Genomic DNA, 12,180 nt, shown 5'->3' with positions numbered 1-12,180 from the left:
GTCCGACCGTTGGTGCGACACTACCCAGTCGGTGGACTGGTGTCCAGGGATGCATCCGGTCCGCGTCGTGCGGATCTCCGGTGAGCCACGGGGCCGCGTGCGGTTCCGGAAATCCATTCGGCCACATGGACGATGGTTCCGGTTTAGGATGCGTGCACGGCGCGCCGGGCCTGCCGCCCGGACCGCGAACGGCCCGACATCGAGGAGAACCGAGTGACCACCAGACTCGACGGCAAGGTCGCACTGATCACCGGTGCGGCGCGAGGTCAAGGGCGTAGCCACGCAGTGCGGATGGCCGAGCAGGGTGCCGACATCATCGCCGTCGACATCTGCGACCAGATCACCACGGTCAACTACGCGATGAGTACGCCGGACGATCTGCAGCAGACCGCGAAGATGGTCGACGCGACGGACCGGCGGGTCATCGCCAAGATCGCCGACGTGCGCAGCCGCGACGCCCTTCAGGCCGCGATCGACGAGGCGGTGGCGGAGTTCGGACGACTCGACATCGTCGTCGCCAACGCCGGTATCAGCCCGCTCGGGCCCCAGAGCCCCTCCGTGACGTGGATGAACACCGTCGCGGTCAATCTCGGCGGCATCATCAACACCCTCGAGTTGTCGTTGCCGTACCTCGAGTCGGGGGCGTCCATCATCTGCATCGGATCGATGGCCGCGTTCATGCCGTCGTTCGAGTCCGCGCAGGCGGGGCCGGGCGCAGGCGGTTACGGTCATTCCAAACGCGCGGTCGCCCGGCTCGTCAACGACCTGGCGCGTCATCTGGCGCCGAAGGGCATCCGCGTCAACGCGATTCATCCCGGGAACGTCGACACCGCGATGGTCCACCACGACGAGATCTACCGCCTGTTCCGACCGGACCTGGACAAGCCGGCATATGACGACGTCAAAGACGTGTTCGCGGCGTTGCACGCGATGCCGGTCGATCTGCTCGCACCGGAGGACGTCACCGAGGCGGTCCTCTATCTGGCCTCTGACGCCGCCAGATACGTGACGGGCCAACAGATGCGGGTGGAGGCCGGTGCGCTCCTGAACTCGGTGCCGCCCGGCGTTCCGGACTGAGCGGGAGCCGGCGCCATCACGGGGCGTGGATCGCACCCGGATTCGCGTGCAGCGCAGGCAAGTCGGGTCGCAGCGCCCGATAGGCGTCGACCACCGGCAGCAGCTCCGACGGAGCCGCGCCGTGCATGATGACCGAGTCGACGCCGAGCTCGAACTGCCGGGCGATCGCGGACGCGCAGTCTCCCGCGCCACCGACCGCGCTGTCGGCGATCCAGGACGCCGGGATGACGCCGCCGAGCTCGGAGAGTTCCTCGACCGTCGCGGTGGCGTCGATCGGCCCGCGCGCTCCGGCGAAAGCCGCACTGCTGCGGACGCGGTCGAGGTCGTCGACGTCCCACCCGTTGGCCCTCATCAGCACATCCGGATACCCCTGTAAATAGGTCGCGAGTCGCCCGTACAGGCGACGCAGGCGGTCCGCGTCGTCGAAATGGTCGGGGACAGTTACCAGCACGGACCAGATCCGTATCGCCGCCGGATCCCGACCGGCCTGTTCGGCGGCGTCGCGGACGGTTCGAACCGCGGTGCTGGTCGCCTCGTCGGAGAAGAAGGTGTGGAGCACCACCCCGTCGGAGATGCGGCCGGCCAGCCGTAAGGTGTTGGGCGACATGGTCACCAGCATGATGGGGACCGGCGGCACGGCGACGCCCAGATTGAGGTAGTCGTACTTGCCGAGCGGGCCGTCGTGTCCGAGGATCATCTCCCCACGCCACAGCGTTCGCAGGACACCGACGGTGTCGGTGAGTTGCGCACTGGTCACATCGGGCACGCCGAGCACCTGCCACTGCGCCGCGAAACCGCGTCCCAGACCGAGGGCGAATCTGCCGCCGGTCATCGTCGAGAGGGTGGCGCCCATCGACGCGGTGATGATCGGATGTCGCGTGTTGTGGTTGGTGGCGGCCGTGGCAACACCCATTCGCGTGGTGACCGCGGCGAGGCCGCCGGCGAGTACGGCCGCATCCTTGACGTTGAAGCGTTCGGAGACGAAGGCGGCTCCGAACCCGGCGCGATCGGCGAGCCGGGCCTCCTCCGCGAGCTCGGCCGGGTCGACCGGGTGGCGTGAGAGCGCGTAGTAGCCGAGCTCGGGTAACAACGACGCCTCGGCTGCCGGGGAATCGCGCTCGGACATCTGGGTGTCCGTCATGCGCTGGCGCCGACGGCTTCTCGATAGACGCGCGTTCGTGGTTCGCGGACCCACAGGGTGCCCGCGCCCGCGGTGGCCCCCTCTGCCTTGAGTGCGCGCTTGAGGATCTTGTTGGTCGCGGTCGAGGGCAGATCGTCGGCGATGCGTACGAACGAGGGCCACGCCTTGGGCGACAGGTCCGCCTGTGCGGCGAGCTGTTCGGCGAAGGATTCGGGGGTGAGTTCGGCATCGTCCTGGAGCACCACAGCGGCCATCACCGCGTCGCCGACGTGCTCGTCGGGAACGGCATACACGGCAACCCTGTTGATCTCCGGGATGCGCAGCAGGATGCGCTCGATCGGTCCCGCGGCGATGTTCTCGCCGTCGACTCGCATCCAGTCGCCGGTTCGTCCGGCCAGGTAGATCCAACCGTCGGCATCCTTGTAGGCGAGGTCGCCGGACCAGTACATCCCGTTGCGGAGTCGCTCGTCGGTCGCCTCGGAGTCGTTGTAGTAACCCATGAACATTCCGCCCCCCTCGATGTTCACGAGTTCGCCGATGGCGTCGTCGGAGTTGGACAGCGCCCCGCTGGCGTCGAATTCCGCTCGCGGACACTCGGTCATCGTCGCCGAGTTGTACACGGCCACATTGGGAAAACCCTTGCCGATCGATCCGTGCGGGGTGCCCGGTTCGCGCGTGATGATGATGGCCAGCTCGGTGGAACCGAAGCCGTCCCACACCGTACAGCCGAACCGTTCGGAGAAATCGTCGATGTCGCGGTCGGTGGCCTCGTTGCCGAAGGCCACGCGCAGGGGGTTGTCGGCGTCGTCGGGCTTCGGTTCGGTCGCGAGGATGTAGGCAAGCGGTTTGCCGACGTAGTTCATGTAGGTGGCGTTGTATCGGCGGATGTCGTCGAGGAATGTCGATGCGGAGAACTTGGCCGGCGCGATCGCGGCACCGCCGCAGAGTGCGACGCAGTACCCGCCCATGAGCGCGGCACTGTGGAACAGCGGCATCGACAGGTAGCAGACGTCCCCCGGGCCGATGTCGTACTTGTCGGCGAGCACCGGGCCCGCGAAGGGCATCATCATGTGCGCGAACTGCACCGGTTTGGGATTTCCGCTGGTGCCGGAGGTGAAGATCAGCATGAAGGTGTCCATCGCACCCGGTACCGAATGCGGGGCCAATTCGCCTGCGCCGGAGAGCATGTCCGACCACTGCGGGGTGGAGGTGTCGAGTACGGTCACGCCGGGCAGATCCAGTCCGTCGAGAAGGGCCCGGTGGTCGGCGTCGGTGACCAGGATCTGACAGTCGGCACGCAGGATGTCGGCGGCGAGGCCGTCGCCGCGGCGGGTGTTGTTGATACCGGCCGTCACGTAACCGCCGAGTGCGCCGGCCGCCAGGGCCAGCAGCATGTCGGGTGTGTTCCCGAGGAGCACCCCCACATGCATCGGCCGGGACGGGTCGGCGACGCCGAGGATCGCCGACGCATACCGGCCGGCGTCGTGGATGTATTCACGCCACGTCCACTGGCGACCCTCGTATGTGATCGCGAGGTTGTCGTCGTCGGCGCGCTCGTGCAGGAGTTGGGTGACTGTCTCGGCCATGCGGCCAAATCTAGAACGTGTTCACCCGGCGTGTGTACAGATTTGCGGAATTGTCTACTGATGCTTCGGCCGGGGACGGCGACGCGTCCCCGGCCGTGCTGATCAGCGAGTGAAGGAGCCGCTGCCGGGGACCACCGTGAAGGTCTGATCGCCCTTGCCGAGGATCGTCGTCGTGAACTCGATGGAACCCGTTCCGGTCACGACGTCGACGCCGTCGGAGGGTCGGCCGTCGGTGCACGCGGCGAACACCTCGTCGCCGGAGGTCCCGGTGGTGGTGTTGCTCCACGAGATGCCGACGCGCGCGCCGGCGAGGTTGGTCGCGCATGCCTCGGTCGGCGTCGTGTTGAGCGCGATCCGGGTGACACCCGGCTCGATCGCCGAGGCCAGGATGCCGGCCGCGAACCCGCCGGTGACCCGGTTCGAGTCGATGGTGACCCCGGCGTTGGGGACCTGCTCCACGCTGAGGGCTCGTTCCGCCGGAACCGCCTGCGCGTCCGCGGCTCCCATGGCGAGCGCTCCCACTGCCGCAATCGCCCCGAGTGTTGCCACAGCCTTGCGTCGCATCTGTCTCTCCCGTCACTTCGGACACACGTACCCGGTCAGAGTACGGGAGTGATGTTCGACTCTCCAATGTGAGATCGGCTGCTCATCGCTGATAGAAGGGAATTCATGAGCGAGCCGTACGACCCACTGTCCGCATTTCACGTCGGCGACATCTCCGTGTCGGAAACCGGGGTGCGTGCCACCCAGGAGCTGTGTGCGCAGTTCGCCGATCACCGTGGACTCATCGAGTTGCCCGCGCTCGCGGTCCTGTTCGATCACTGCGGCGGCATCCCGTTCCATCGTGTCCACGACGACCCCGCGGCCGCGACGCTGCAGGCGCGGTTGTCGATGTCGACGCACGGGCGCGCCCGGGTGGGCGAGACCCTCACCGCGACGGCGGAGGTGGCGATGCACGACGACAGCTGGGGTTCCACGTCGGTGGAGATCCGCGGCGGGGACGGGCGCTGCTGCATGGGGGCCGCGCGCAACGTCCGCGTGGGTCGTGCGCTCACCGGGGACTCGCCGTCGACCAAGCTCGGCGTGGCGCCGCCCACGTGCGCGGCCGATCACGGCGTGGCGCTGCCCGCGCCGATCCCCGGCTCGGTGTCCGGACGTCAGGTGATCGACGAGATCGCGAACAAGATGCGCGAGCCCGGGCCGCTGGCGACGCTTCTGAACGGCCGGGTGGAGATCCTCGACGCGGCCACCGAACGCGACTCCGGTATCCGGTTCCGCAGCGCGACCGATCCGTGGATGGGCAACATGTTCGGCACGATGCACGGCGGGGTGATCGCCACGATCGTCGGTCAGGCGTCCTCCTACGCCGGGCATCTCCATGCAGGCGCCGGGCAGGGGTACTCCATCGGAGACATGTCGATCGGCTTCTACCGGTCGCCCGCGGTGGACGGCAGTGAGGTGGTCGTGGAGGTCGTGCCGATCAAGACCGGCCGCCGGATCTCCTCCTTCGAGGCCACGATGATGTCGTACGACGACGTGCTACTCAGTCGCGCGACCGTCGACGTCCTCTATTCCTGAGCGGTCTCCCGGCCGTCGTCGCGACGGCCGGGCAGGCCGGCCTGAAAACAATCAAGCGCGCTTGATTCTTCTGGAACCCTGTGTGAGGCTGAGCGCATGCCTTCCGATGGACAAGCCGCAGTGGTCGGCGTCGTGGCCGATCTCGAGGCCGAATCCGCCCAGCTCGACGCGCTGGTGGCCGACCTCGACGACGCCGGGTGGGCCACCCTGACGCCTGCGCCCGGCTGGAGCATCGCCCACCAGATCGCCCACCTCGCATGGACCGACGAAGTGGCGACCACCGCCGCAGCCGATCCCGACGAGTTCGCCCGGCTGCTCACCGAGGCCGCGTCGAACAACCCGGAGAGCTACGTCGACGATGCCGCGGAGAGCGGAGCGGCAGCGCCGACGGACGAGATCCTCGCCAGGTGGCGATCGGCTCGCACGCGGCTCGCCGATGCTCTGCGGGAAGTACCGTCCGGCACCAAGATCCCGTGGTTCGGTCCGCCGATGTCCGCGGCCTCGATGGCCACCGCACGCCTCATGGAGACCTGGGCGCACGGTCTCGACATCGCCGACGCGCTCGGTGTCACCGTGTTGCCGACCGACCGGATCCGCAGTGTGGCTCACATCGGCGTGCGGACCCGGGACTTCGCCTACATGGTCAACGGCCGGACCCCACCGGCCGAGCCGTTCCACTACGCACTCACCGCTCCGTCGGGCGAGCGGTGGACGTGGGGTCCGGCCGACGCGTCGAACGCGGTCCGCGGACCCGCACTCGACTTCTGCCAACTCGTGACGCAGCGCCGCGCGCTCGCCGATCTACAGCTCGAACTGACCGGGCCCGACGCCGTCGAATGGTCGTCCATCGCGCAGTGTTTCGCGGGGCCGCCCGGCCGCGGACGCGAACCGCGATCGAGCTGATCCCGGACCGACCCACCCCATCCACCTCCCGGACCCCGACCGACTGGAGAATGCCTGTGCCCATCGCGAACCCGATCTGGGAAACCCCGGAGCGCCTCGAATTGCGTTCCACCGTGCGCCGATTCGTCGACAAGCACATCCTCCCGCACCAAGACGACTGGGAGCGGGACGGCCTCATCCCGCGCGAACTGCACGTGGAGGCCGCGAAGCTGGGGTTGTTCGGCCTCGGTGTCCCGGAGGAGGTCGGCGGGTCCGGTGGCGATCTGATCGACACCACGATCCTCGGTGAGGAACTGCACTACGCGGGTGCGGCAGGCGGAGTGTTCGCGTCGCTGTTCACCCACGGCATCGCATTGCCGCACCTGATCGCGGCGGGTGACCCGGACCAGATCGACCGCTGGGTCCGACCCACGCTGGCCGGGGAGAAGATCGGCAGCCTCGCGATCACCGAACCCGGCGGCGGAAGTGACGTCGGCCATCTGACGACCAGAGCCGACCGCGACGGTGACCACTACGTCGTCAACGGCTCCAAGACGTACATCACCTCGGCGGTCCGGGCAGATTTCGTCGTCGTCGCCGTCCGCACCGGCGGTCCCGGAGCCGGCGGCGTCTCCCTGCTGGTGGTCGAGAAGGACACACCGGGGTTCACCGTCACGCGGAAGCTGGACAAGATGGGCTGGCGGAGCTCGGACACCGCGGAGTTGTCCTTCGTCGACGCGCGGGTGCCCGTCACCAATCTCGTCGGCCCGGAGAACTCCGGCTTCGCCCAGATCGCAACCGCTTTCGTCACCGAGCGGTCCGGCCTCGCCGTACAGGCGTACGCCAGCGCGCAGCGCTGCCTCGACCTGACCCTCCAGTGGACGCGCGACCGGCAGACCTTCGGCAAACCCCTCATCGCACGGCAGTCGGTGCAGGACACGCTGGTCGACATGGCGCGGCGCATCGACATCGCGCGCACCTACACGCGCGCACTCGTCGAACGAAAGGTCACGTCCACCGACGACCTGATCGCCGAGGTGTGCTTCGCCAAGAACACCGCGGTCGAGGTCGGAGAGTGGGTCGCGGACAAGGCGGTTCAGCTCCACGGCGGTCTCGGCTACATGACCGGCACCGAGGTCGAGCGACAGTATCGCGACATGCGCATCATCGGGATCGGCGGAGGCACCACCGAGATCTTGAACGGCCTCGCCGCCAAACGCCTCGGCTACCAGGCCTGAGCGTGCGAACCACCGCCAGTACGAAGCACATCGAAGCCTAGAGCAGGGAGCATCGAGATGACCGTGGACACCAACCCGTTCGTGGAGACCACCGAGCGTGCCGAGCTGCGCGCCGCGGTGGCCGGACTCGCGGCCAAGTACGGCCAGGAGTACTTCCGCGAATGTGCCCGCACCGGACGCAAGACCGACGAATTGTGGGCGGAGGCGGGCAAGCTCGGTTTCATCGGCGTCAATCTCCCCGAGGAGTACGGCGGCGGCGGTGCCGGTATGTACGAGCTGGCGATCGTGATGGAGGAGATCGCCGCATCGGGTACCGGATTGCTGATGCTCGTCGTCTCACCGGCCATCTGCGGCAACGTGATCGCGCGTTTCGGCACCGACGAGCAGAAGCAGCGCTGGCTGCCGGGTCTCGCCGACGGGTCGATCACGATGGCCTTCGGCATCACCGAACCCGACGCCGGCTCCAATTCTCATCAGATCACCACAACGGCGCGCCGGGACGGTTCGGACTGGCTGCTCAGCGGCCAGAAGGTCTACATCTCCGGCGTCGACCAGGCGCAGGCGGTGCTGATCGTCGCGCGCACCGAGGACGCCAAGACCGGCAACCTCAAGCCCGCGCTCTTCATCGTGCCGACCGACTCCGAGAACTTCTCCTACACCATGATCGACATGGAACTGCAGAACCCCGAAAAGCAGTTCCAGCTCTTCCTCGACGACGTGCGGCTGCCCGCGGACGCGCTCGTCGGCTCCGAGGACGCCGCACTCAGCCAGCTGTTCGCGGGACTCAACCCGGAACGGATCATGGCCGCGGCCTCGGCCGTCGGGATGGGTCGCTTCGCGCTCGACAAGGCGGTGTCGTATGTGAAGGAACGCACGGTGTGGAAGACGCCGATCGGCGCGCACCAGGCGATCGCCCATCCGCTCGCGCAGGGCAAGGTCGAGCTCGAGATGGCCAAGCTGATGATGCAGAAGGCCGCGACGCTCTACGACGAGGGTGACGACTGGGGCGCCGCGGAACCGGCCAACATGGCGAAATACGCTGCCGCGGAGGCGTGTGTGAAGGTTGTCGACCAGGCCGTGCACTCCCTGGGCGGCAACGGGTTGACCACCGAGTACGGGTTGGCGCCGATGCTGAGCCTCGCCCGGATCGCCCGCATCGCACCGGTGAGCCGGGAGATGATCCTCAACTTCGTGGCGCAGACCAGCCTCGGACTGCCGAAGTCGTACTGAGGCGTGAGTTGACTACGTCGTCGGCGAATGTCCGCTCGCCGCAACAGGAACGGTCGCGCCTGACGCGCGAGCGGTTGTTGCGGTCGACTGTCGACGTGCTGGCCGTCGACGGCTGGGCGGCTGCGACCGTGGCTGCGGTCGCCGAACGCGCCGGGGTCTCGCGAGGGGCGGCGCAACACCACTTTCCGACCAGGGAGGCCCTGATCACGGCGGCGCTCGAGCAGGTCTTCGAGGATCTGACCCGGGCCGCCGGCGTGGACCCGACCCCCTCGTCGGAGCCGGTGGACGAGGTGACCGCGAACCAGGTCACGCCCGCCCGGATCGTCAGGGCCGTGCAGCGGGCCGTGGATGTCTACACCGGTACCGAATTCAAAGCCGCGCTGCAGGTGTGGGCGGCAGCCGCATCCGATCCCGCACTGCGGCGGATGATTCTGCCGCTCGAGGCGAAGTTCGCCCGCGCGGCCCACCAGCGCACGATGGCGGCGATGGGGGTGTCCCCGGATGACGAGACCGGATTTCGGCTCGTGCAGGCGACACTCGACATGGCGCGCGGGCTGGGTCTGGCGGACACCCTGTCCGATGACTCGGCCCGGCGAGCACTGGTCGTCGACACGTGGTCGGCGCAACTCGTCGCGGCGCTCGGCAGCGACTGACCCGCGGGCCGACAAGTTCGCCTGGGTGGCCGGTTCGCCCGAGGGAGACGACACCTCGGGCGAACCGGCCGGGTTTCACTCCGCGTGGATGATGACCCCGCGGATGTTCTTGCCGTCCCGCAGATCCTGGTACCCGTCGTTGACCTGGTCGAGGGTGTAGGTCTGGGTGACCAGTTCGTCGAGCTTGAGCTGCCCGGCGTCATACAGTCGGAGCAGTTTGACGATGTCGTACTGCGGGTTGGCCGAGCCGAACAGACTGCCCTTGATCGTCTTCTGGTTGAGGGTGAGGTCGGTTCCGGAGACCTGCACGGTCAGCTTCGTCGGATCGGCGAGACCGGTGATCACCACCGTGCCGCCCTTGCCGACCACGGCGGTCGCGTTCGCCACCACCTCGGCGTCGACCGTGCCGACGAGGATCAGGGCCTGGTCGGCGCCCTGCCCCCAGGTCAGCTCGTTGACTTTCTCCGCTGCTTCGGCGGCGTCGGCGAAGGCATGCGTCGCACCGAATTTCAGCGCCGTGTCCCGCTTGAGCGCGACCGGGTCGACCACCACGACGTACTTGGCCCCCGCGGACACCGCGCCCTGCACCGCGTTGATACCCAGTCCGCCGATGCCGTAGATGACGACCGTGTCGCCGGCGCGGACGCCGCCGGCGTACACCGACGTGCCCCAGCCGGAGGGCACACCACAACCGACGAGGACCGCCTTGTCGAGCGGCAGCCACTCGTCGACCTTGACCACCGAGTGCTGCGAGATCGTCGCGCGTTCGGCGAAGGTGCCGAGCATGCACATGGCGCCGAAATCGTCACCCCCACCGTGGAATCGGAAAGTGCCGTCGGGCATCGACCCCTCGAGGATGGTCGCGCCCATGTCGCAGAGGTTCTGTCGGCCGGTCGAGCAGTAGCGGCAGGTGCCGCAGTTCGGGATGAAGCTGCAGACGACGTGGTCGCCGGGCTTGACCTTCGTGACGCCCGGGCCGACCGCCTCGATGATCCCCGAACCCTCGTGGCCGCCCACGATGGGATAGCGGGGCGGGAGGTCGCCGTCGGTGAGGTGAAGGTCGGAGTGGCACAGTCCGGCCGCGGTGTACTTGATCAGTACCTCGCCCTCGCGGGGCTCGTCGAGGTCGAGTTCGACGATCTCGAACGGCTTTCCGGGTCCGGTGAGGACGGCGGCCTTGGTGGTGAGAGTCATGAGATCGGGCTCCTAACGTGTTGCGGGAGTGCGGAAATGAGATGCGGGATCAAAGTGAGATGTTGACGGCCTTGGTCTGGGTGTAGAGCTCGATGGCCGACGAGCCGAGTTCGCGGCCCCAGCCCGACTGCTTGTAACCGCCGAACGGCATGGCCGTGTCGAAGCCGTTGTACTGGTTCACCCACACCGAGCCGGCCTTGAGCTGCCGAGCGGTCCGATGCGCCTTGGACAGGTCGGTGGTCCAGATGCCCGCGGCCAGACCGTAGATGGAATCGTTGGCGGCGGCCGCGACACCGGTGTCGGCGTCGAAGGGCATGGCGGCGACGACGGGACCGAAGATCTCCTCCTGCACGATGGAGAAACTCGGCTCGACGTCGACGAAGACGGTCGGTTCGATGAAAAAACCCTCGTCGCCCCAACGCTTTCCGCCGGTCAGTGCTCGTGCCCCGTCGGCGAGGCCGGCCGAGAGATACCCCGACACGCGATCGAACTGCTCCTGGCTGACCAGCGGACCGAGCTCGGTCGTCGGATCGAGGCCGGGGCCGATCTTGGCCTGGGACGCGGCCTCGGCGACGGCTGCGGTGAAGTCGTCGAAGATGGGCCGTTCGACGAACAGCCGGGTCCCGGCGACGCAGCACTGGCCGTGGTTGAACATCCATGCGGCCACCGACCCGGCCACCGCCTTCTCGAAGTCCGCGTCGGCGAACACGATGTTGGGGCTCTTGCCGCCGAGCTCCAGCGACACCTTCTTGAGATTGCCCTTGGCGGCATCGACGATCTTCTTGCCGACCTCGGTGGAACCGGTGAAGGCGATCTTGTCGACGTCGTCGTGCGCGGCGAGCGCGGCTCCGGCCTCGCCGTACCCGGTGACGATGTTGACCACGCCCGGCGGGAACCCGGCTTCTTGGAACACCTCGCCGAGGAGCAGGGCTGTCAGCGGGGTCTGCTCGGCCGGCTTGAGGATGACGGTGTTGCCTGCCGCGAGTGCGGGAGCCAGCTTGAACGCGGCCATCAGCAGCGGGAAGTTCCACGGCACGATCAGGCCGCACACGCCGACCGGCTCGCGCAGGGTGTACGCGTGGAATTCGCCGCCGGGCACGAACGGCATCGAGACGTCGACCGTGGACCCGGTGATCTTGGTGGCGAGGCCCGCGTTGTAGCGGAAGATGTCGGCGGACCAGTTGGTGTCGACCGCGGCGGCGATGGTGGCCGCCTTGCCGTTGTCGAGCGCCTCGAGCTGACCGAACTCCTCGGCGCGTTCGGTGAGGATGTCGCCGACCCGCCAGAGGAGGCGCTCGCGCTCGTTCGGCTTCATCCGGGTCCACGGCCCGTCGTCGAAGGCCTGCCGCGCCGCGCGGACCGCGCGATCGATGTCGGCCGCGTCGCCGTGCGCGACCGAGGTGATCGGCCGTGCCGTGGCGGGATCGATGGTCTCGAAGGTGCGGCCCGATTCCGAGAAGACCCAGTCACCGCCGATCAGCATCGGACGGTCGGCGGAGATGAAGTCGCGAACCCGCGGGTGCAGGGCGGTGTGCTGGGCGGTGTCGGGTGCGACGGCGGTCATGGGGCCTCCTGGTCGGTACGGGGTCGACGGTGCTGTG

At 68.0% G+C, this 12,180-nt stretch carries 11 protein-coding genes; 6 read left to right on the top strand and 5 right to left on the bottom strand.

The window, feature by feature from the left end:
* The first annotated feature begins 213 nt into the window (after window positions 1-213).
* Entirely contained in the window at window positions 214-1,077 is an 864-nt protein-coding gene (locus MAY35_RS11200; protein WP_238421373.1) for a mycofactocin-coupled SDR family oxidoreductase, read from the top strand.
* A 16-nt stretch (window positions 1,078-1,093) separates the two neighbouring features.
* Here MAY35_RS11200 and MAY35_RS11195 read toward each other — a convergent pair whose 3' ends face one another.
* From MAY35_RS11195 to MAY35_RS11185, 3 genes are all read right to left on the bottom strand, one after another.
* The gene (locus tag MAY35_RS11195; protein WP_238421372.1) at window positions 1,094-2,203 is read right to left on the bottom strand and encodes a TIGR03857 family LLM class F420-dependent oxidoreductase; all 1,110 of its coding nucleotides are present in this window, start codon (window positions 2,201-2,203) and stop codon (window positions 1,094-1,096) included.
* 11 nt (window positions 2,204-2,214) lie between these two features.
* Window positions 2,215-3,804: a fatty-acid--CoA ligase FadD1 gene (gene fadD1, locus MAY35_RS11190; protein ID WP_238421371.1), complete on the bottom strand. Its 1,590-nt coding sequence runs from the start codon at window positions 3,802-3,804 to the stop codon at window positions 2,215-2,217.
* Window positions 3,805-3,906: 102 nt separating this feature from the next.
* Window positions 3,907-4,368, bottom strand: a complete 462-nt coding sequence (locus MAY35_RS11185) for a hypothetical protein (protein ID WP_238421370.1) — start codon at window positions 4,366-4,368, stop codon at window positions 3,907-3,909.
* Between the two features lie 105 nt (window positions 4,369-4,473).
* Between MAY35_RS11185 and MAY35_RS11180 the strand changes: the two genes are divergently transcribed.
* The 5 genes from MAY35_RS11180 to MAY35_RS11160 all read left to right on the top strand — a co-directional run bounded on the left by MAY35_RS11180 (window position 4,474) and on the right by MAY35_RS11160 (window position 9,385).
* Window positions 4,474-5,382, top strand: a complete 909-nt coding sequence (locus MAY35_RS11180) for a PaaI family thioesterase (protein ID WP_238421369.1) — start codon at window positions 4,474-4,476, stop codon at window positions 5,380-5,382.
* A gap of 96 nt (window positions 5,383-5,478) precedes the next feature.
* Window positions 5,479-6,285, top strand: coding sequence for a TIGR03084 family metal-binding protein (locus tag MAY35_RS11175; protein ID WP_238421368.1), 807 nt, complete (start codon window positions 5,479-5,481; stop codon window positions 6,283-6,285).
* Between the two features lie 50 nt (window positions 6,286-6,335).
* Window positions 6,336-7,502: an acyl-CoA dehydrogenase family protein gene (locus MAY35_RS11170; RefSeq protein WP_245403937.1), complete on the top strand. Its 1,167-nt coding sequence runs from the start codon at window positions 6,336-6,338 to the stop codon at window positions 7,500-7,502.
* Window positions 7,503-7,559: 57 nt separating this feature from the next.
* On the top strand, window positions 7,560-8,732 hold the full coding sequence (locus MAY35_RS11165) for an acyl-CoA dehydrogenase family protein (protein ID WP_238421367.1): 1,173 nt from the start codon (window positions 7,560-7,562) through the stop codon (window positions 8,730-8,732).
* Between the two features lie 8 nt (window positions 8,733-8,740).
* Complete coding sequence (locus tag MAY35_RS11160) at window positions 8,741-9,385, top strand: TetR/AcrR family transcriptional regulator (RefSeq protein WP_238421366.1); 645 nt, start codon at window positions 8,741-8,743, stop codon at window positions 9,383-9,385.
* 75 nt (window positions 9,386-9,460) lie between these two features.
* Here MAY35_RS11160 and MAY35_RS11155 read toward each other — a convergent pair whose 3' ends face one another.
* Together MAY35_RS11155 and MAY35_RS11150 are read right to left on the bottom strand one after the other, a co-directional pair.
* Window positions 9,461-10,579 carry an NDMA-dependent alcohol dehydrogenase gene (locus tag MAY35_RS11155; protein WP_238421365.1) on the bottom strand — a complete coding sequence of 373 codons (1,119 nt, stop codon included), beginning with the start codon at window positions 10,577-10,579 and terminating at the stop codon, window positions 9,461-9,463.
* 49 nt (window positions 10,580-10,628) lie between these two features.
* Window positions 10,629-12,143: an aldehyde dehydrogenase family protein gene (locus tag MAY35_RS11150; RefSeq protein WP_238421364.1), complete on the bottom strand. Its 1,515-nt coding sequence runs from the start codon at window positions 12,141-12,143 to the stop codon at window positions 10,629-10,631.
* Window positions 12,144-12,180: the final 37 nt, after the last annotated feature.

The organism is Gordonia sp. 'Campus', assembly GCF_022206305.1.
Taxonomy (GTDB): Bacteria; Actinomycetota; Actinomycetes; order Mycobacteriales; family Mycobacteriaceae; genus Gordonia.
The sequence above is the reverse complement of the archived record's forward strand: the minus strand, read 5'-3'. Positions and strand labels throughout refer to the sequence as shown.

What these genes read in the sequence shown, in the direction of transcription:
- MAY35_RS11175 (WP_238421368.1), top strand. Translation starts at nt 5,479, where the DNA reads ATGCCTTCCGATGGACAAGCCGCAGTGGTCGGCGTCGTGGCCGATCTC.
- MAY35_RS11185 (WP_238421370.1), bottom strand. Translation starts at nt 4,368, where the DNA reads ATGCGACGCAAGGCTGTGGCAACACTCGGGGCGATTGCGGCAGTGGGA.
- fadD1 (WP_238421371.1), bottom strand. Translation starts at nt 3,804, where the DNA reads ATGGCCGAGACAGTCACCCAACTCCTGCACGAGCGCGCCGACGACGAC.
- MAY35_RS11195 (WP_238421372.1), bottom strand. Translation starts at nt 2,203, where the DNA reads ATGTCCGAGCGCGATTCCCCGGCAGCCGAGGCGTCGTTGTTACCCGAG.
- MAY35_RS11180 (WP_238421369.1), top strand. Translation starts at nt 4,474, where the DNA reads ATGAGCGAGCCGTACGACCCACTGTCCGCATTTCACGTCGGCGACATC.
- MAY35_RS11170 (WP_245403937.1), top strand. Translation starts at nt 6,336, where the DNA reads ATGCCTGTGCCCATCGCGAACCCGATCTGGGAAACCCCGGAGCGCCTC.
- MAY35_RS11165 (WP_238421367.1), top strand. Translation starts at nt 7,560, where the DNA reads ATGACCGTGGACACCAACCCGTTCGTGGAGACCACCGAGCGTGCCGAG.
- MAY35_RS11155 (WP_238421365.1), bottom strand. Translation starts at nt 10,579, where the DNA reads ATGACTCTCACCACCAAGGCCGCCGTCCTCACCGGACCCGGAAAGCCG.
- MAY35_RS11150 (WP_238421364.1), bottom strand. Translation starts at nt 12,143, where the DNA reads ATGACCGCCGTCGCACCCGACACCGCCCAGCACACCGCCCTGCACCCG.